The 19,434-nt window shown below is 57.5% G+C and carries 16 protein-coding genes; 6 read left to right on the top strand and 10 right to left on the bottom strand.

Annotated elements, in window-relative coordinates; translation table 11 throughout:
* Positions 1–159: 159 nt before the first annotated feature.
* The gene (locus tag HW561_RS24205; RefSeq protein ID WP_176866459.1) at positions 160–3,825 is read right to left on the bottom strand and encodes an autotransporter outer membrane beta-barrel domain-containing protein; all 3,666 of its coding nucleotides are present in this window, start codon (positions 3,823–3,825) and stop codon (positions 160–162) included.
* A complete protein-coding gene (locus HW561_RS16470) occupies positions 3,822–5,165 on the bottom strand; it encodes a hypothetical protein (protein WP_176866457.1) in 1,344 nt (447 codons plus the stop codon). Before HW561_RS16470 ends, HW561_RS24205 begins: the two co-directional genes overlap by 4 nt.
* 689 nt (positions 5,166–5,854) lie before the next feature.
* Here HW561_RS16470 and HW561_RS16465 point away from each other — a divergent pair.
* Together HW561_RS16465 and HW561_RS16460 are read left to right on the top strand one after the other, a co-directional pair.
* Positions 5,855–6,301 carry a helix-turn-helix domain-containing protein gene (locus HW561_RS16465; RefSeq protein ID WP_176866455.1) on the top strand — a complete coding sequence of 149 codons (447 nt, stop codon included), beginning with the start codon at positions 5,855–5,857 and terminating at the stop codon, positions 6,299–6,301.
* Positions 6,298–6,495: a hypothetical protein gene (locus tag HW561_RS16460; RefSeq protein ID WP_176866453.1), complete on the top strand. Its 198-nt coding sequence runs from the start codon at positions 6,298–6,300 to the stop codon at positions 6,493–6,495. The genes HW561_RS16465 and HW561_RS16460 overlap by 4 nt, the downstream gene beginning before the upstream one ends.
* A 172-nt stretch (positions 6,496–6,667) precedes the next feature.
* Here HW561_RS16460 and HW561_RS16455 read toward each other — a convergent pair whose 3' ends face one another.
* From HW561_RS16455 to HW561_RS16420, 8 genes are read right to left on the bottom strand one after another with little or no spacing between them, the layout of a single operon-like run.
* The gene (locus HW561_RS16455; protein ID WP_176866451.1) at positions 6,668–7,510 is read right to left on the bottom strand and encodes a fumarylacetoacetate hydrolase family protein; all 843 of its coding nucleotides are present in this window, start codon (positions 7,508–7,510) and stop codon (positions 6,668–6,670) included.
* Positions 7,511–7,525: 15 nt separating this feature from the next.
* Positions 7,526–8,281, bottom strand: a complete 756-nt coding sequence (locus HW561_RS16450) for an SDR family oxidoreductase (protein WP_176866449.1) — start codon at positions 8,279–8,281, stop codon at positions 7,526–7,528.
* 6 nt (positions 8,282–8,287) lie between these two features.
* On the bottom strand, positions 8,288–9,790 hold the full coding sequence (locus HW561_RS16445) for an aldehyde dehydrogenase (NADP(+)) (RefSeq protein WP_176866448.1): 1,503 nt from the start codon (positions 9,788–9,790) through the stop codon (positions 8,288–8,290).
* Between the two features lie 13 nt (positions 9,791–9,803).
* Entirely contained in the window at positions 9,804–10,916 is a 1,113-nt protein-coding gene (locus HW561_RS16440) for a fumarylacetoacetate hydrolase family protein (protein ID WP_176866446.1), read from the bottom strand.
* Positions 10,897–11,748: an amidohydrolase family protein gene (locus HW561_RS16435; protein ID WP_176866445.1), complete on the bottom strand. Its 852-nt coding sequence runs from the start codon at positions 11,746–11,748 to the stop codon at positions 10,897–10,899. The genes HW561_RS16440 and HW561_RS16435 overlap by 20 nt, the downstream gene beginning before the upstream one ends.
* Complete coding sequence (locus HW561_RS16430) at positions 11,745–12,173, bottom strand: RbsD/FucU family protein (RefSeq protein ID WP_176866444.1); 429 nt, start codon at positions 12,171–12,173, stop codon at positions 11,745–11,747. The genes HW561_RS16435 and HW561_RS16430 overlap by 4 nt, the downstream gene beginning before the upstream one ends.
* A complete protein-coding gene (locus HW561_RS16425; protein ID WP_176866442.1) occupies positions 12,163–13,215 on the bottom strand; it encodes an aldo/keto reductase in 1,053 nt (350 codons plus the stop codon). The genes HW561_RS16430 and HW561_RS16425 overlap by 11 nt, the downstream gene beginning before the upstream one ends.
* The gene (locus tag HW561_RS16420) at positions 13,212–13,949 is read right to left on the bottom strand and encodes a GntR family transcriptional regulator (protein WP_235962948.1); all 738 of its coding nucleotides are present in this window, start codon (positions 13,947–13,949) and stop codon (positions 13,212–13,214) included. Before HW561_RS16420 ends, HW561_RS16425 begins: the two co-directional genes overlap by 4 nt.
* 82 nt (positions 13,950–14,031) lie before the next feature.
* On the opposite strand from HW561_RS16420, the gene HW561_RS16415 reads away from it, so the two are divergent.
* The 4 genes from HW561_RS16415 to HW561_RS16400 are packed head-to-tail and all read left to right on the top strand — an operon-like array spanning position 14,032 to position 19,151.
* Positions 14,032–15,585 (top strand): UxaA family hydrolase, encoded by a 1,554-nt coding sequence (locus tag HW561_RS16415; RefSeq protein ID WP_176866440.1) that lies wholly within the window; start codon positions 14,032–14,034, stop codon positions 15,583–15,585.
* A 44-nt stretch (positions 15,586–15,629) separates the two neighbouring features.
* Complete coding sequence (locus HW561_RS16410; protein ID WP_176866438.1) at positions 15,630–17,156, top strand: sugar ABC transporter ATP-binding protein; 1,527 nt, start codon at positions 15,630–15,632, stop codon at positions 17,154–17,156.
* Positions 17,153–18,160 carry an ABC transporter permease gene (locus tag HW561_RS16405; RefSeq protein WP_176866437.1) on the top strand — a complete coding sequence of 336 codons (1,008 nt, stop codon included), beginning with the start codon at positions 17,153–17,155 and terminating at the stop codon, positions 18,158–18,160. The genes HW561_RS16410 and HW561_RS16405 overlap by 4 nt, the downstream gene beginning before the upstream one ends.
* 46 nt (positions 18,161–18,206) lie before the next feature.
* Positions 18,207–19,151, top strand: coding sequence for an ABC transporter substrate-binding protein (locus HW561_RS16400; protein ID WP_176866436.1), 945 nt, complete (start codon positions 18,207–18,209; stop codon positions 19,149–19,151).
* Positions 19,152–19,434 lie beyond the last annotated feature (283 nt).

Here is a 19,434-nt window from a genome sequence, read left to right as displayed (position 1 = left end):
GCGTCACTGACTGGTGGTGTTTTCCAGATGAGGACCAGTTCCCGGTTTCCTCAAAAGGGCGCGATCCTCATTGCGGCGTCTCCTATCGGGGCGGGAATGAACACGGGCCACCCATTGGGCGGCCCGCAGAACTGTCTCAGGGTATCTTCTTACACGTCATCAGAAGTTGATGCGATAACCGATCTGGCCGGAAACCGTGTAGTCATCGGCCAATCCGTCAATCGCGCCTCTGGTTCTGACCTCACCGTAAACAAGACCGCCATTGGAGAAATTGAAGTTCCCGCCAACACCAATTTCAAGCGCTTCCTGACCGCGCACGGTCGAGAAGTTTTCGCCATTCACGGTGACACTGGTGGAATTGTCGAACTCAGAATAGAGGTTGGCCAGACCATAGATGCTGCTACCCGAAGCAAGGCTTTTCTCCAGATACGCGCCCACTCGGCCAGCAAAGATACTGCCATCGCTCTGTGTTCCTGAAACACTACCATCCGAAGGTGACAGATCCGGCGCATCAATCGAGCCCACTACAAGCTGCGCCTGTGGGATAAGGCTCAGATTGTGACCTATGTCAAAAACCTTGCCGATTTCGAGCGACGCGAAGCTGGCATCGCCGGTACCGGATGACGTGACCGAACTGCCGGATGTCAGATCAGTCTCAAACCGTGTGTATTGGAATTGACCGTCAACGTAGAAAGAACTGTTGGTCAGCCACAAAGCCCCCAATCGTACACCATAACCCGTGGTATCAACCGAACCACCGCCAAGTTCGGCGGACACTGAGGTCGAGGCATCGACATAGCGCAACTCGGCATTCCCGATCAGCGTGCCATTGGCAGCATCCAACAAGGGCACATCAACACCAGCTCGGAACGTTGTCGAGCGTGTGGTGATATCGGATTGCGTGGAATCACTTTGATATCGTGAATAATCACCCGTGATGTCGAACCAAGTGGCTGCGGTGCTGCGCTCGGCCTGATCCAGACTGTTCAGAATATTGCGCGATACAGTCTCAGATCCTCCGTTGCCGGTGCTGGCCGCCCGGTTCAATGTGCCCGAAATCGTGCCGAGCTGCAGCAATTGCTGTGGCAGGGCCGCGTAGGTCGGAACAATCGGGTTCAGGAAGCGGTCGCCAGTGCTTGAAGCGCTGGACAGAACGAAATCACCGTTCGAAGCGCGATCAAGCTGGTAACCATATGCCCCGAGAAACTGAAACCGCCTGCCCGAAGCGTTTACGGAATCTGCATCTGACAGAAAAAAGCTGTCGCTCACTGTCCCGTTAGCATCGTTGACATCAACCAGCGTGTATTGGACCTGTGTTTCACCAGTTCCGATATTGTTCAGCACAACACCCACACTAGCGTCAGTGGCCGAACCTTGAACCGTGATCTGATCGAACGTGTCGGTGTTGCTGTCAATATCCAGACTGATCTGCCCCTGACCGGTCAGATCACCTTGACTGTTCAGTGCATCACCTGTTGCACCATCGGCCAGATCCACCAGACCATCAGTGTGCAGACTGCCGGTCAGGTTAATTGTGGCATCGCCCTGGAACGTGCTTTCAAACGTGCTGCCCTGTTCAACCGTCAAAGAGTTGAGCGCAAGGTTTTGGGCACTGGCCTGAAAGCTTGAGCCTCCCTTCAGCCGGATTTCACCCGAATCGTTGCTGGCGCTGTTGAAAGTGACGTTCGAGCGGTCGAACACCAGCTGCTCCCAGTTGGCAAAGCTCAGGTTATCCGTTGTGCCGGAAAACCCTTTGAACGTCAGCACATCCGAGAATCCGTCCGCCGCATCGCTGTCATCGCCACCGTCAAACAAGGTCGCCTGACTGATGTCGGCACCGTCCTCGATGACCACGGTATCGCTTCCATCGCCAAGGGTGACGGACCCGATGATCTGTGCGCCGGTATTGACAGTGATCTGGCTGCTACCGGCAGTGCCAGCAATGGCCTGACCAGAGCTTGACCCGACCGAAGAGCCAGAAGCAAGCTGTACTTCAGACACAACATCGGACGAAGTCGCGCCCAGAAAGATCCCGACCCCGGCTGCGCCGCGTACATCGCCCGACACCTGAATGTCCAGATCAGCGCCCAGCGATTGCGTTACGATACCATTGTCGCCTGAACCCGTCACGTCATTGACGTTCAGCGTGACCTGACCGGACGATCCCGTGATCACATCAAGACTGTCATCGCCACCCGTCAGAAGGCCGGTTGATACAAGCTGACCACCGGTGCCTTCGATCACGACATTCGCGCCATCGCCGCTTGTGCCGGAAACGTTGCCCAGTTGGATATTGGCATTGCCTGCCCCCAAGTGCAGTAGTTCGGCCCCAACACTGCCACCTGTTACGTCAGCCTGCGTTGTGACGTTCAGGTTTTCCCCATCGCTGATCACAACAATACCGGCTTGCGACGCACCGGTCACGGTGCCGGTGGTGACAACATTTGTATCGCCAGTGCCAAACTGATCCACAAATACGCCATCGGTGGCACCGGAAACGGCGCCGCTGGTCAGGACCGTCAGATCGGTCCCGTGATTGGTTGCAGAAATACCGGCCCCCGTGGTTGCAGTGACATTCACAGCATTCACGCTCAGATCTTCGCTTCCGGTATTAGTCGCCAATATGCCGTTGGAAACGCCAGTGACATCGCCGCGGGCCGTAATCGTCAGGCTGGTGCCAGCATTGGATGCACGGATACCGTCTACCCCGATGCCATTTCCGCTGACGTTGTTCACATCAATCGTTGTTGCCTCGGAACCCGTATTCGTTGCGACAAGGCCTGTACCAGCCTCACTTTCCAGAGTACCGGTTGCAGTCACCGACAGGTTGCGGCCCGCGTTTTCAACCTCGACGACCCCACGCTGGGTTGCAGTCACGTTGTTCAGCGACACGGTCGTATCCCCGCTTCCGCGATTGGCAACAAAAGCGCCAAAGCTGCGAGAGTGAACATCGCCAGCTACGGTCAGATTGACATCTGTACCGGCTAAGGAACTTAGCGAAACACCAGTACCCCCAGCTGCCCGAACCTCATCCCCTTGCAGGTCAATGTTTACGGCACCTGTCCCGTTATGTGCCACCGAAACTCCAAAGTCGTTGCTGGTGATGTTGCCGCCAGCCGTAATGGACAGATCCTTTGTCGCTGTGAATGTAGCAATGCCCCGACCTTCGGTCGTTACATCACCGGTAATGTCCACGGTGGTGCTGTCGCCACTATTGGCAGAGTTGCCCTGAAACAACAGCACCCCGAAATAGCTGTCGTTGATGTCGCCTTTGACATCAACATCCACGTTCGCATCACGGGAAGAGATGAGAACCCCACTTGAGATAGAGTCAGCGGGCACGGTGGTGGAAATGTCAGCAACGTCAACCTTCACTGTGCCGGTTCCGGCATGATTGACACTCACACCACTCGCGCCTGTGACCGCACCTTGGGCCGAGATGTCGATGCCAGTGCTGTCTGCCCCGGTCACGACCCGAATACCGTTGCCCGCGCCAGAGCTGTCAGTGTCGCCTGACACGGTATTTGCAGAGATGACCACCTGATCAGAGCCGGTGTAGTCCACGGAAATGCCATCGTCCTCGCTTGCGACATGGTCGGTTGCCACAATTGTGGTGGTCCCGCCCGTAGAGGTGACGTTGATCCCCTCACCGACACCTCCGGCAACCGAGGCCACGTTGACCGTTGTCGCCCCTCCGCTGTCGATTGTGATACCGTTCAAACCACCGCTGACAGCGCCGGTCGCCGTGACCGAGACGGTGCCAGTTCCAAGGCTATCAACCTTGATACCGTCACCGATGTCATTGTTGTTAGTGTCGCCGGTCACTGCGGCGGCATTGATGGTGACGTCGTCGTTGTTGTCTTGCGTGACAAAAATACCGTGCCGACCGCCCTGCGCGGACGCAGTATTGGTGACAGAGGTTTCCCGGCTGTGTTTTCAACGTGGATACCGTCCAGAGACTGCCCAGCAACGGTCGCCGAGTTGACGCTGAGCGAGCCGCTGCCAAAGTTCGCGGCTTCAATCCCATTGGTGTCGCCGTTGATGCTACCTGTCGTCGTGACAGACAAATCACGTCCGTCGTTGATCGCCAGAATGCCCGTGCCGAATGCTGTATCTGTCACCGTGCTCTGACGAACGTCATGCGCATTGACGATCAGATCGCCGGACCCGCGGTTCAGCGCAATGATCCCATGACCCGTTGCCTCAACTACGGAATTGGACGCATCAACTATCAGGTCAGTGCCGAAGTTCTCGGCTTTGATTCCGTCGCCATTTTGCGCAACTACAGTCTGCGTCGAGATGTGGAGCGAACCTGTGCCGTTATTGGTGGCATCGATACCATCGGCAGTACCGCTGACGGCGCCGGTTGTCGTGATGGTCAGGCCGGTGCCATTTGTGGAATTGACGGCGGTGATCGCGTCACCGCCATTACCTATCACGGTTCCGGCAGAGATGTTCAGCGCTCCGTCGCCGTTGTTGATGGCCGTAATTTCGGTTAATCCGCCGGTTACGGTGCCAAGGTTCAGTGACAAAGACGTCCAGGCGATTGTCGCCAGAACACCATGGCCCGCAGCCCCACCCGAGACTGTGCCCGGTAGGGTCAGCGAAAGTTGCCCGGTACCGTCATTGATGGCCTCAACGCCATGCGATGCGGTGCCGGTAATCTGCCCGCCGATGGTCGCCGTCAGGTTGACGCTATTCGCCGAGTTTTGCAGAAAGAAAGCTCTGTCCGCGTCTGTGATCGTCTGGCTACCCGATCCGTTAACGACCAGATCACCAACAGAGCTTTGGGTAAGGGTGAATGCCGTTCCGGTTGTCGCAATACCAAAATCGTCGATGATATCCACCACTTCATTCAGGCCGAGCAAAAAAGACTGCGGTGTATCGTCCGGCGAGACGCCGTTGACACATTCCGGGCCGCCAATACCATTGGTACACTGACCTGCTGATGCCGGAGAGGCCGTGGTCAAAACCATCGCCACGATACCCGTGCCAATCACCCCGATCATCGGCGCGCAACTGGCGGCGATACCGGCAACCTTGGTCATGCGGCCACCGCGCAACGTCAGGTAATGATGGGTGGGGTGCGTATCTTGTTGACCGGCTGTGCCGTCTTCAATCCCGTTTTTGTTGCTTTTACCTGGGTGGGTAAGATTCTTCGACATTATGTGTTTTCCCGACCTATTCAGATTGTTTTCCATGAGCGGATTCTTGCCCCCACCACTCGATCGGGATTTCTTAGGGAAAAGAAAATTTTCACACAAACGCGCCATTCCGGAAAATGGAATGGACTTCGTGAAAACAGTTTGAACTGAGATTGTGCGCAAATCTCTAGGTAGAAAACTTAACTTTCACTAAATCTAAAGGAGATCCAGATCATTGCATTAACTCGCAGTTAATAAATGATTTTTTTAAATCGCATCGACGCTGGAAGAGATCTCCGATGACGAAAACGCAACACCGCGCAGAAACCGGTAACAGTGCTCAACTTCCCTTGATCGGTTGAAATATGGGTGATTGGGTCACTGATCCGGGTCCCGCAGTCAGGTTTGCCGCAAGGCGCTGACGAAGGCGCCACTGCCCGGCATGGCCTGTCCTGCCCCCGGGGTTCTCAGGGAATGATGTTATTAAATGAATACGTCTATATGTGAGCTCTCAAAATGAGATTAAATCCGCGATTACCGTTCGTGAAGCACGAATTGCGGGCGTCAATTCGTGTTCTATTTTCCACTTTTCGTGTCATTGATGTTGCGCATAACAGAGGTTTTTTAAAAGACATACAGCACCAGATTTGCTGGCGTTTGTTTAATGGTCGAATAATAAAATGCAGTGCACATACCAAAACACCCAATCCATGCCGAGAATCCTTGATGTCTTTCAGGCGGTCGTCAAACAAGGTCCGGCATCCCTGAACGAAATATACCCGGCAATCAAACGATCACGCTCGGCGGCCTATCGCGCATTGAATGATTTGGTCGCTGCTGGCTGGGTGCGCACGACGGTCAGCGGTCACCAATATGTGGCGACGTCCGTCGTTGATGACCTCGCAAGTCACTGTGCGGCTTCTTCCGTTGATCTGGATGTGGTGTGCAGGCTTTTGACCAAGCACCACAAAGACCACTCTATTGCCATTCAGGTCGGCCTGTACGCGACAACGCGTTCATTCTTTTTGATTGAATGCTCGGAAGACAAGAACGCCATGAATATCGAGTTGAGGCCGGATGAAAATGAGCTCGCATGCGCCGCCTACAGCATGCTGCCGCGTCCAGACAGGCCCGTATCCTGGAAAAGTGTTGCTTGAACAATGATGCTGAAGAGCTGAAACACTTCAGACGTATGGTGCACCGGAATCAGGCTTCGATTCACGACAAAGGGTACGTTTTGGATGTCACCGGAGACACTGCCTACATCTGGTTCGAAACAGAAATCGGACAGGCGGGCGCCGTATCGATTACGCTGAGATCCGCATCGGACAATCTGGAATTCCATGCGTAGAAGGTCAGTGAACTGTTCAGATCACATCAGCTGCAGGATTCTGGTACAGAGCTTTGACAAAGCTGATTTACGTATAACGCGGAGGCTGACGCTTATACCGGCCCGAACTCAACCGATTTCCACACAGCCTCCGGACCACCCCGTCCCAATTAGAGGTTAAGACCCAACGGTGTCAGGCTTGCCCGACATCCTGCCGCTGAATGCCCAGCCCTTCTATACCCAGTTCCATCCTGTCACCCGCTTTCAGGTAGGTTTGCGGGTTCTGCCCCATTCCCACACCCGGAGGCGTCCCGGTCGAGATCACGTCACCCGGTTGCAAGGACATGAACTGCGATAGATGGGAAATTACGGTGGCGACACCAAAGTGCATCGTTTTGGTCGAGCCGTCCTGATAGCGATGATCGTTGACTTCAAGATACATCGGCAGGTTCTGAGGGTCAGCAACCTCATCCCGGGTGACCAGCCAAGGGCCGATCGGGCCGAACGTATCTGCGGATTTGCCTTTGACCCATTGGCCCGAGCGGTGCAGCTGAAAATCACGTTCGGACAGATCGTTGATCACACAATAGCCCGCAACGTGGTTCAGGGCTTCGGCCTCAGTGACATATTTTGCCGCTTTGCCAATGACGACGCCCAATTCGACCTCCCAGTCGGTCTTGACTGATCCGCGCGGGATTTCGACCCGATCATTCGGGCCCATGATGGCCGAGGTCGCCTTGAAGAAAATCACCGGTTCTTCGGGCAGTGCCATGCCGGATTCAGCGGCGTGGTCGGCATAGTTCAGACCAATACAGATGAATTTGCCCACCTGACCGACACAGGCCCCGATGCGCGGCGCGCCTTCGACCACCGGCAGATCATTCGGATCAAGCGCGCGCAGCCTATTCAGGCTGGCATCTGACAACGCGTCGCCCGCAATGTCGCTCACTTTGGCGGACAGGTCACGGATTGCGCCATTCTCGTCCAGCAGGCCGGGTTTTTCTTGCCCTACGGGGCCGTATCGCAGCAGTTTCATATCAAATCTCCCTGTTCAGACTGTCCAGCCGCCATCGATGGCAAAGGTCTGTCCTGTGGTAAAAGCGGTCTCGTCGCTGGCCAGATAGACGGCCAGCGCGGCGATCTCGTCGGCGTGACCGATCCGACCCATCGGTTGCCGGGCGACAAAATCTGTCAGGGCCTTTTCGTAATCGCCGGTGGCACGCAGCCGGTCGTGCAGGCTGGGGCTGTCGACGGTGCCGGGGCAGATTGCGTTGCAGCGGATGCCTTGCGTGATGAAATCGGCGGAAATGGACTTGGTCAGGCCGATCACCGCCGCCTTTGAGGCGCAATATGAGAACCGGTTCGGGACACCCTTCATTGACGAGGCCACCGACGACATGTTGATGATCGACCCGCCGCCGTTGGCCAGCATGTCGGGCAGTACCAGTTTCGCCAGCCGGAACATCGCTTTGACGTTCAGATCAAAGCTGAAATCCCATTGCGCATCGTCGCAGTCCAGAATGGACCCGGCACCCACGAAACCCGCACAATTGAACAACACATCTAAGGTCCCTGCCGAGGCGACGGCATCGGCGACAGCATCGGCATCGGTGACGTCCAGCTTAAGGGCGGTAACGCCTTCGATCCGGGCAAGTTCAGCCAGTGTCGTGTCGTTGATATCGCAGGCAATCACCTGTGCCCCTTCGGCGACGAAATGTTCAACGCTGGCCCGCCCAATGCCTTGGCCGGCAGCGGTGATCAGGGCCTTTTTGCCAGATAACCGGTTTGATGATTTGATTGTGGTCATATCGGATCACTCTTTTTCAGGTAACAGATCTGGGGGGATATCCTGGTAACAGACGGGTCTCAGAAAGCGACGGATGGACAGGGTTCCGACAGAGGTTGCACCAAAGTTGGTAGACGCGGGATAAGGGCCACCGTGGACCATACTGTCGCAAACCTCGACCCCTGTGGGAAAGCCGTTGGCCAGCAGACGTCCTGCTTTGCGTTCCAGCAACGGCAGCAATGCCCGAGCGGTGTCACGGTCGGCGTCATCCATATGCAGGGTACAGGTCAGCTGACCTTCGATGGAACGGGCGATCTGTTGCATCTGTGTGGTGTCGCGCGCACGCACGACAACGCCCAGTGGGCCAAACACCTCTTCCTGCAGCCTGTGGTCAGCCAGCCAGTCATCGCCAGAGACCACAAACAGGCAGGGTGCGGCATGGCGGCTGTCGCAGTTGGTGCCCATGATCTGAGTCGCACCTGTCCCGCCTGCCACGCGAGCAACACCTTCACGATAAGCCTCCGCGATGCCATCGGTCAGCATGGTCTGGCTGGCCATGCCCGACAACTCGGCCTCGGCGGCGGACTGGAAGACATCGGCGTCGGAACCATCAATGATGATTGCGATGCCGGGATTGGTACAGAACTGGCCTGCTCCAATGGTCAGTGACCCCGCCCACCCAGCGGCGATGTCCGCACCGCGCGCCGTTGCGGCCTGTGGCAATATGAACATCGGGTTGATCGATCCCAATTCCCCAAAGAACGGGATAGGTTCGCGGCGCGCGGCGCACAGATCGAACAATGCGCGACCCGCACGCAGTGAGCCGGTAAACCCTACGGCGCGGATCAGCGGGTGTTGCGCCAGTGCGGTGCCGACCTCGGTCCCGCTGCTCTGGATCACCGAGAACACGCCGGGATGTACGCCGGTCGCCTTGATCGCCGCATCGATGGCCTGTGCCACGATCTCACCGGTGCCGGGATGGGCGGGATGTCCTTTGACCACCACCGGGCAGCCTGCAGCCAGGGCCGCGGCGGTGTCACCCCCTGCAACCGAAAACGCCAGTGGAAAGTTCGAGGCCCCAAACACGGCAACCGGCCCAAGCGGGCGCTGGATCATATGCAGATCAGGGCGCGGCAGCGGGGCGCGATCCGGCAGGGCCGGATCATGGCGCAAGTCCAGATAGTCGCCCTTTTCGATATACTCGGCAAACAGGCGCATCTGTCCGATTGTTCGGCCCCGCTCTCCTTGCAGGCGTGCGTCGGGCAAGCCGGTTTCTTGAGTGCCGATTTCCGTGATGGCATCACCACGGGCATCGATTTCATCGGCAATCCGGCGCAGGAGGGCGGCGCGTTCTGCGCGGGTGGACCAGCCGAACGAGGCGAACGCCTCTTCGGCGGCCTCGACCGCCGCGTCCACATGCGCGGATGTGCCGACTGCAAAATCATGGCTGGGTCCATGGGCTGGGTCCGACGCATACGTCGTCGCCGAACCAATCCATTCGCCTGCGATCAGGTGTTTTCCGGTCAACATGTGCAGATCTTTCCTAAATCAGGCCGCGACGGGCGAGGTTGCGCATCAGATGAGACGCCCCAAACCGCCATTCAGGGCATTCGGTTGACAGGCGCACCGTGTTGATCAAAGCGCCCAGTTGGTCATTTGCGATCGTGACGATATCGCCCAGTTTGTGGGTAAACCCACCACCCGAGGTTTCGCGGTCTTGCGTGGGCGCAAAGAGCGTTCCCAAAAACAGCATGAAGCCGTCGGGATACTGGTGGTGACGGCCAATGGTCTGTTTCACCAGATCCATCGGATCGCGGCTGATCTGCGCCATAGACGAGCTACCATTCAGAACAAACCCGTCCGGACCTGTCACAGTTAGCGTCAGGTCCGCCTTGCGCACGTCATCCAGATTGAACCCGTCACCGAACAGCCGGATCATCGGTCCGATCGCGCAAGAGGCGTTGTTGTCCTTGGCCTTGCTCAGCAGCAGGGCCGAGCGTCCTTCGACATCACGCAGGTTGACGTCATTGCCCAGAGTAGCGCCTTTGGTCTCGCCCCGCGATGTCACCGCCAGAACCACCTCGGGTTCGGGGTTGTTCCAGGTTGAGATCGGGTGCAGGCCGACATCCGCGCCAAAACCGACCGACGACAGCACCTGCACCTTTGAAAACACTTCGGCATCCGGGCCGATGCCAACCTCAAGATACTGGCTCCAGAGACCTTCGGAAATCAGCGCCGCTTTGACCTGCGCTGCCGCTTCAGAACCCGGAACGATATTCGACAGGCTATCACCGATCCGTTCGCCAATCCGGCCCCGGATTGCCTTGGCCATGGCCGGGTCGCCAGCGGCCTGCTCTTCGATCACGCGTTCGACCATCGAACCCGCAAAGGTGACGCCGCAAGCTTTGATGGCTTGCAGATCACAGGGTGCCAGCCATTGGTGCCCCTGATCCGGCTCACCCAAAGCTTCGCCCGGAACGGTGCGGACATAATCGGCAGCATCGTCGCGTTCCAGAATGTCCCGCACGGTGGGGGCGGTTTTTGATGTGATGTCGATGACCTGACCGTCGCGCAGGGTGACAACACAGGGACCAATACCGGGACGCTCTATACGCCCCAACCACAACCCAGTTGGATCAAGTTTCGGAAAGGTCATTTCGATCCCCAAGATGATAAGCGCAAACGGCATTTCCCCCGAGGATGGCGTCGCGTTCCGCCTCGGCTAAATCAGCCAGAAGTGCGTCGGTTGTTTCTATCCAGCGCGCATAGCTGCTGGCCAGAGTACACACCGGCCAGTCGCTGCCCCAGATCAGGCGGGACGGACCGAACGTATCCAACAGATGCTGCACATAGGGGCGCAGATCATCCGTTTGCCAGTCTGGGGCCGCCTCGGTCACCAGACCCGATAGCTTGCAATAGGCGCGGGTTTCCTCAGCCAAAACGGCCATGTCATCCGCCCAACCTGCGGTCACACCGTCGCGGATCAGAGGTTTTGAGCCATGGTCAATGACCACCTGCATATGCGGATGGCGATCCAGCAACTGGCGCAAAGGGCCAAGATGTTGCGGCAGGGTAAGTGCATCAAAGGTCAGGTCATGGGTCTGGATGGCCTCAAACGCGGGTGTCAGCGCATCCCCCAGCATCCAGTTCGGGTCTGGTATGTCCTGAATCATCGGGCGCAGCCCTACAAGCACGGGGTGTCTGGCCAGTGCAGCGATTTGCGCGGTCGCATCAGGTGCTTCGAAATCAACCCAACCGACAACGCCTTTGATGAAGGCGGCCTTGTCGGCCAGTGACAGCATGTATTCGGTTTCCGCCACGGTAGGAGCGGCCTGAACCAGAATGGTACCCTTGATCCCGGCCTGTTGCAGCAAAGGCGAAAGATCATCCGGCAGAAAGTCGCGATAGAGCGGCACAAGATCAGCGGTCAACCAGCCATAGTCACCGCGCGCGACCGACCAGAAATGCTGATGCGCATCCAGTCTCATCCGATCACGCCTTTCTTGAGGATGATATTGCCGTAAAGCCTGCGCTCGCCAGTTTGAACAATCAGATAGGCCGAGGCTGCGCGTTCATAAAATGAGAACCGCTCCAGCCCCTGTATCTGCGCGGGATTATCCGCCGTTTCATTGATGATGCGTTGAAAATCCTTCACTGCTTCGGGCGTTGCGTCAGGATCTCCGACCACTTGCATGGTCAGGGCCGGGTGCGGGACAAACGTGTCCAGAGGCATCACCGACAAGACGGCTCTTAAAATCTCGCTGGCGGATGATCCGTCGGCGCGAATACAATCAGGTCCGGTGCTCGAGCCCGGAAAATTCGCATCGGCAATCACGATCTCATCCCCATGTCCCATGGCGCGTAGCGCGTGCAGTAAATCAGGCGACAGAAGCGGGTCTATGTTACGCAACATCGGCGGTTTCCGCAGGCAAAGGCGCATCAGAACGGATCAGACCTTGGCTGCGCAGATCAGACCACAGGGCAGCGGGGATATCCCGCTCGAACAGAGCTATGTTGGACTGCACCTCGGACGCGCTGACCGCGCCGGGGACAACGGTTTTGACACTGGGATGACCCAGGACAAATTGCAGGGCGGCGGCGATCAATGGCGTGTCATGGGCGGCACAGACCGCTTCGATCTTGCGAACCCGGTCGAGGATATCTTCGGGCGCGTCGGCATAGTTGTATTTGGCACCCGGAACGGCACCGGTGGCTAAAATGCCGGAATTATAGGGTCCGCCCAGAATGATTCCGACATCGCGCTTCTCACATAGCGGCAGAAAGCTGTCCAAGGCCTCTTGCTCCAGCAATGTGTAACGTCCGGCCAGAAGGAACCCGTCGAAATCGCCCAGTCCCAGCAGGCGTTCACAAACCTGCCATTCGTTGACGCCAGCGCCGATGGCCGCAACTTCGCCTGCATCGCGCAACTCGGTCAGAGCTCGGTAGCCACCGCCGTCGAATAGCTCGCGCACTTTGGCGTCGGACATTTCCTGGCTGCCCTGACTGAAGACACAGACGTCATGGACCAGCAGGATATCGGCATTGGGCACACCAATTCGTTCGCGGCTGGCCTCATAAGACCGCATCACACCGTCATAGGTATAATCGAATACGATGCGTTTTTGTGGCACGTCCACGAATGCCTCGGGCGTGACCTCATGCGGGTCGCAATCCAGCAGCAGGCGGCCGATCTTGGTGGACAGCTGAATATTGCTGCGCCCGATCAGGGCGATGGCCTCGCCAAAGCGGTTTTCGGATCGACCCAGCCCATATTGCGGCGCGGTGTCAAAGAACCGGATACCCGCATCATAGGCGGCTTGCAGGGCCATCTGTGCATCTTCGTCCGATACCTTTCGATACAGATTGCCCAAGGGCGCGCCGCCAAACCCCATCCGGGTCAGGGGAACGGGCCTTGATGTGCGGTTGTTCAGTAGCTTGGTTCTGGAAACGGTCATCCTGCCTCGCGCGTTGGTTGGGAGGTGTTGTTGAACAGATATGGCTTCTCCTGACGGAGAACTTCGATACGGGGCATCAACTGCCCAATATGGCGGCGCATCGCCTGCTGTGCCGTCACGTCGTTCCGGGCGAGGATTGCGTCAAAAATCGCCCGGTGCTCGGCCAGTGTTTCGGCAATGCGGCCCGGCGTCGGCAACAGCAGCATCCGCGCGCGGTTGACCTGCAGCGAAACGGTCTGCGCCACATCCGTCAGGCGGGAATATCCGGTGAATTCCATCAACAATGCGTGGAATTCTTCGTCGGCCTGATAAAACCCCGCGATATCCTCGTCCTCGATCAACAGGCCTTGCAAGCGCATGTTACGGCTCAGCCTCTTGCCCTGGTCATCGGTCAGATCGCGCGCAACCTTTGCTACGGTTGCCATCTCCAACGCTTCGCGCAGAAAAACACCTTCGCGGATTTCTGCCATCGAGAAATAGGACACGCGCGTCCCCGATTGGGGCACAACGTCCACCAGCCCATCGGCTGCAAGACGGGTGATGGCCTCGGTCACCGGTGCACGCGAAACGCCCAGCCGGTCACATATAGGTGCCTTTCTCAGGTTTGCGCCGGGCGCAAAATCCAACGCCAGAATGGCCTGTTTGACAACACCGTAAACGCGCTGCGCCAGCGACCCCCCGGTCGTAGTGATATCTTGCAGAAGGTTGGCATCAATGTCTTGGGATTTGGTCATGGCGTTGATCTATCATACTAACATGTTAGTTGACAAGTATCTGATTGAGGCTTAGCACTTTGCGCAAGCAAGCAGGAAAACAATGCAAGCACACCAAGAAATAAAGGTCTCCAAAGGCACGGCGCGTGATGTGGTCAAGCTGAATCCGGATGACAATGTTGTTATCGCTTTGCGGGATTTGTCGCAGGGGGACCAGCCGATTGGGGTACCGGCTCCGTTGCCCGGACCGGTTTTCCGCGGCCACAAGATTGCCACGGCTCCAATCGCGGCAGGTGAAAGCGTGATCCGTTATGGTCAGATTATTGGTCAGGCCAAATCGGACATCGCGCCGGGCGAACATATCCATGTGCAAAACCTCGGTATGGGTGACCATCAGCAAGACTATGCACATGCCAGCGCCAACGTACCTCTGCCCGAAATCAATATGGCCCGGACATTTCTGGGTTTTCACCGTGCCGACGGCAAGGTGGGAACCCGCAATTATATCGGTATCCTGACCACCGTGAATTGCTCGGGCTCTGTCGCGCGTTTCATTGCCGAGGCCGCAACAAAATCCGGGCTTCTGGACGCCTATCCCAATATTGACGGAGTTGTCCCGATCGTCCACGGCACCGGGTGTGGTATGTCGGGCAAGGACGAAGGCTATGCCACGCTGTTTCGCACGTTGGCAGGGTATGCGCAGCATCCGAACTTTGCCGGTATCCTTTTGATCGGACTGGGATGCGAAGTGATGCAGGTTGCCGATCTGGTCGGTGGCCGCCCGATCCGCCCAGACGGTGCATTGCGGTACATGACGATCCAGAACGAAGGCGGCACACGCCGCACCATCGAGCGTGGGTTGGAAGAACTGCGCGGGATTGCCCAACTGGCCAATCAGGCCACGCGGCAGCCAGCCCCGGTCAGCCAGATCACTGTGGGAATGCAGTGCGGTGGATCGGATGGGTATTCCGGGATCACGGCCAACCCGGCGCTGGGATTTGCCTCGGACCTGCTGGTGCGCCATGGCGGCACGACCATCTTGTCGGAAACATCTGAAATCTATGGCGCAGAGCATCTTTTGACCCGCAGGGCCGAAACCGTTGAAATCGGAGAGAAACTTATCGCGCGTGTCCGCTGGTGGGAGGATTACACCGAGCGTAATGGCGGAGAGATGGACAACAACCCAAGCCCCGGCAACAAGCGCGGCGGCTTGACGACTATCCTGGAAAAATCACTGGGCGCTGTCGCCAAAGGGGGAATGGCGCCCCTGCGCGACGTCTACAAATTTGGCGAGATGATCGACAAAAGCGGATTTGTCTTCATGGACAGCCCTGGGTTCGATCCCTGTTCAGTGACGGGTCAGGTGGCTTCTGGCGCGAATCTGATCGTGTTCACCACCGGGCGCGGCTCGGTCTCGGGCTATCAGCCGACACCCTGCATCAAGCTGGCCACCAATTCGGAAATGTATGCGCGCATGGCCGACGACATGGATCTGAATTGCGGCGATATCGTCACCGATGGCGTCAGTATCGAAGCCAAGGGTGAAGAGTTGTTCGAAATCCTGATCCGTGTGGCATCGGGCGAGAAAACCAAAAGCGAAGAACTTGGCTTTGGCGGGGTCGAATTTGTGCCCTGGCAAATCGGCGCGGTCATGTAGGCCGCGTAACGCGCGGGCGGGGGCAGGCGCAAATGGGAGGAAGAATGTCAAAACTGGTCGATATGACGGGGATCGAAAAATACTTCCCCGGTGTGCACGCGCTCAAGTCCGTGCAATTCGATCTGGTGCCGGGTGAGGTTCACGCTTTGATGGGCGAGAATGGCGCCGGGAAAAGCACGCTGATGAAAATCCTGTCCGGGATTTATCAACGTGATGGCGGCACCCTGCGGATCGAAGGGCAAGAGGTCAGTCCCAAAACCCCGCGTGAGGCGCAGGATCTGGGTGTTGGCATCATCCATCAGGAACTGAGCCTAATGAACGACCTGAATGTTGCGCAGAACATCTTTATCGGTCGCGAACCCCGCAAGAGCTTTGGCCGGTTGGACGAGGCTGCGCTGAATGCGCAGACGGCCGGGATTTTCGCCTCGATGAACCTGAACCTTGACCCAAGGGCGCCTGTGGGTAGCCTGACCATCGCCAAGCAGCAGATGGTCGAGATTGCCAAAGCGCTGTCGTATCGGTCCAAGGTTCTGGTCATGGACGAACCGACCGCCGCGCTGAATGATGCCGAGATTGCCGAACTGTTCGTGATCATTCGCCGCCTCAAGGCCGAAGGTGTGGGTATTGTCTACATCAGCCACAAAATGGATGAGCTGAAGCAGATCGCCGACCGAGTGACGGTGATGCGCGACGGCGAATATGTCGGCACAGTTGACGCCGCCGATACGCCGATCACCAGAATCATCGCCATGATGGTGGGCCGCGAGGTGAACGAAGAACCGCTGGATGTGCCTGATCTGGGCGATGCGGAAGTATCGCTTGAGGTTTCGGGTCTGAGCCGGGGGAAAGAGATTCAGGATGTCAGTTTCTCGGTGCAGCGCGGCGAGATTCTGGGCTTTGCCGGTTTGATGGGTGCAGGCCGGACCGAAGTGGCGCGCGCCATTTTCGGGGCCGACCCCCGGGACAGCGGTGAAATCCGGGTGCACGGTCAGAACGTTTCGGTCAAATCACCCAAAGATGCGGTGCGGGCCGGGATCGGATACCTATCCGAGGATCGCAAGCATTTCGGCCTCGCCACCGGTATGAACGTGCGCGACAATATTGCATTGGCCTCAATGGACCTGTTCCTGAGCAAGGGTGGCGTTCTGAACGATGCCGGGATGGCGCAGGCGGCGCAAAGCTACATCAAGCAGCTGGGCATCCGCACCCCATCGGATACGCAAGAGGTGCGGCTGTTATCCGGGGGCAACCAGCAAAAGGTCGTCATCGCCAAATGGTTGCTGCGCGACTGTGACATCCTGATCTTTGATGAACCGACACGCGGCATCGACGTGGGCGCAAAATCCGAGATCTACAGGCTGCTCGAAGAACTGGCCGGACAGGGCAAGACGATTATCGTGATATCGTCCGAACTGCCCGAGATCATGCGCCTGAGCCACCGTATCGCGGTAATGTGCGAGGGCCGACTGACCGGAATTCTGCCCGGCGGAAAAAACACCACTCAGGAAGACATCATGCATCTGGCCACGCAACGTGCGGCAGCGATGCAGGTTACAGGGACACTGCAATGATTACGGCAACGGATATCGAAAAGAAAAAGCCTCTGGCAGGGCTATCCGAAAGCGGCGCCTACCAAAAGTTGTTAGCCTTCGCCAGTCTGATCGCCTTACTGATCGGGTTTTCGATCGCGTCGCCGAATTTCATGCAGACCTCGAACATGATTGCGATCTTGCAGGCGACCTCGGTCAACGGCGTGCTGGCCGTGGCGGCGACGCTGGTCATTATCACCGGCGGGATCGATTTGTCAGTTGGCACACTGATGACATTTTGCGCGGTGATCGCGGGTGTTGCGTTGACCTATCTGGGGATGCCCCTGCTATTGGGCGTGGCTGCGGCCATTGCAGCGGGCGCATTGTGCGGCCTGTGCTCGGGCACTTTTGTGGCCAAGATGAAAATCCCGCCCTTCATTGCGACGCTGGGCATGATGCTGATCCTGAAGGGCCTGTCGCTGGTGATTTCAGGGACGCGGCCGATCTATTTCAACGACACACCGGGTTTCGATCAGATCTCGCGCGGATCATTGATTGGCGAAGTGTTCCCCGCCCTGCCCATTCCGAACGGCGTGCTGATCCTGTTTCTGGTGGCACTCGCCGCGTCGTATATTCTGGGGCGTACCGTTTTAGGACGCTACACCTTCGCGCTGGGTTCAAACGAAGAGGCCGTGCGCCTGTCGGGCGTAAATACCGATGCCTGGAAAATGCGGATTTATGCGCTTGCCGGAGGCATCTGTGGTATCGGCGGAATTTTGATCGCCTCGCGCCTGAACTCGGCCCAACCGGCCCTGGGTCTGGGATACGAGCTTGAGGCCATTGCCGCCGTGGTGATCGGGGGCACATCCCTGTCCGGTGGGCGCGGCACGATCCTTGGCACCTTGATCGGCGCGCTCATCATGGCGGTTCTGACCAACGGGCTGCGCGTACTGTCCGTGGCGCAGGAATGGCAGACCGTTGTTACCGGCGCAATCATCATCCTGGCTGTCTATGCCGACATGGCGCGGCGCAAGAAAGCTGGCTGACCCAACGACCAAAAACAAACGTGACGATTTCAGAGGAGGAAAAAACATGTTTTCACGTCGCTTCATTCTGGGGGCCTTAAGTGCGGCCACCCTTGCAGCCCCGGCTTCCATGGCCATGGCTGAAGACGTCTACATCCCGTTGGTCTCGAAAGGGTTCCAGCACCAGTTCTGGCAGGCGGTAAAATCCGGTGCGGAACAAGCGGCGGATGAATATGGCGTGACCATCACATTTGAAGGCCCCGACAATGAGACGATGGTCGATCGTCAGATCGACATGCTGGCCGCAGCGCTGGCCAACAACCCCAAGGCCATCGGTTTTGCCGCACTGGACAGTCAGGCCGCGATCCCGTTGCTGAAACAGGCCAATGACAAGGGCATCCCGATCATCGCGTTTGACAGTGGTGTGGACAGCGACATTCCGGTCTCGACGGCGACGACAGACAATGCCGCCGCTGCGGGGCTGGCTGCGGACAAGATGGCTGAATTGATTGGCGGCAAAGGTAAGGTTGCGGTGGTTGCACATGACCAAACCAGCCGCACCGGCATTGATCGCCGCGATGGTTTCGTCAACCGCATCGCCGAGAAATATCCGGATATCGAAGTTGTCACCGTTCAGTATGGTCAGGGCGACCACCTGAAATCCACCGAAGTCACCAAGGCGATCCTGACTGCAAACCCGGATCTAAGCGGCATTTTCGGCACCAATGAAGGCTCGGCCATCGGTGTTGTGAATGGTGTACAGGAACTGGGAACCGAAGGTCTGGTCATTATTGGCTATGACAGCGGCAAAGCGCAAAAAGATGCCATCAAAAGCGGCCTGATGGCGGGTGCCATCACTCAGAACCCGGTTGGCATCGGTTATGAAACCGTCAAAGCAGCCGTCGCCGCCTCGAAAGGGGAAGAGGTACCAGCGCTGATCGACACCGGTTTCTACTACTACGATGCGTCCAACATCGATGATCCAGAGATCGCGGCGGTTCTGTACGACTAAGGGCAAAAGCAACGCTTCTGGCCCGCCAGTTCGGTGGGTCAGAGATTTCTGGGCAAGTCAGTTGAAGTGATGTCTGTCTGGCAATCCCCTAGTCGCATCCCAAAGCTGAGACGGAAACGCGGACATGGATTTGTGATCTTTCCTCACCATGGCAAAGGCGTCAGAGTTAATCGGGACCGCCGATACTGGTAACATGCCCCTACGGAACCTGCGTTCTTCCTATGAACCTTGGCCTTGGCATTGTCTGCCATTCATGCTGGAATGCCCAGCATTCGCGCATCTG

Origin of the sequence: Ruegeria haliotis (assembly GCF_013377785.1) — a bacterium.
GTDB lineage: Bacteria > Pseudomonadota > Alphaproteobacteria > Rhodobacterales > Rhodobacteraceae > Ruegeria > Ruegeria haliotis.
Note: the sequence above shows the minus strand (reverse complement) of the source record. Positions and strands in the feature narration are given on the sequence as shown.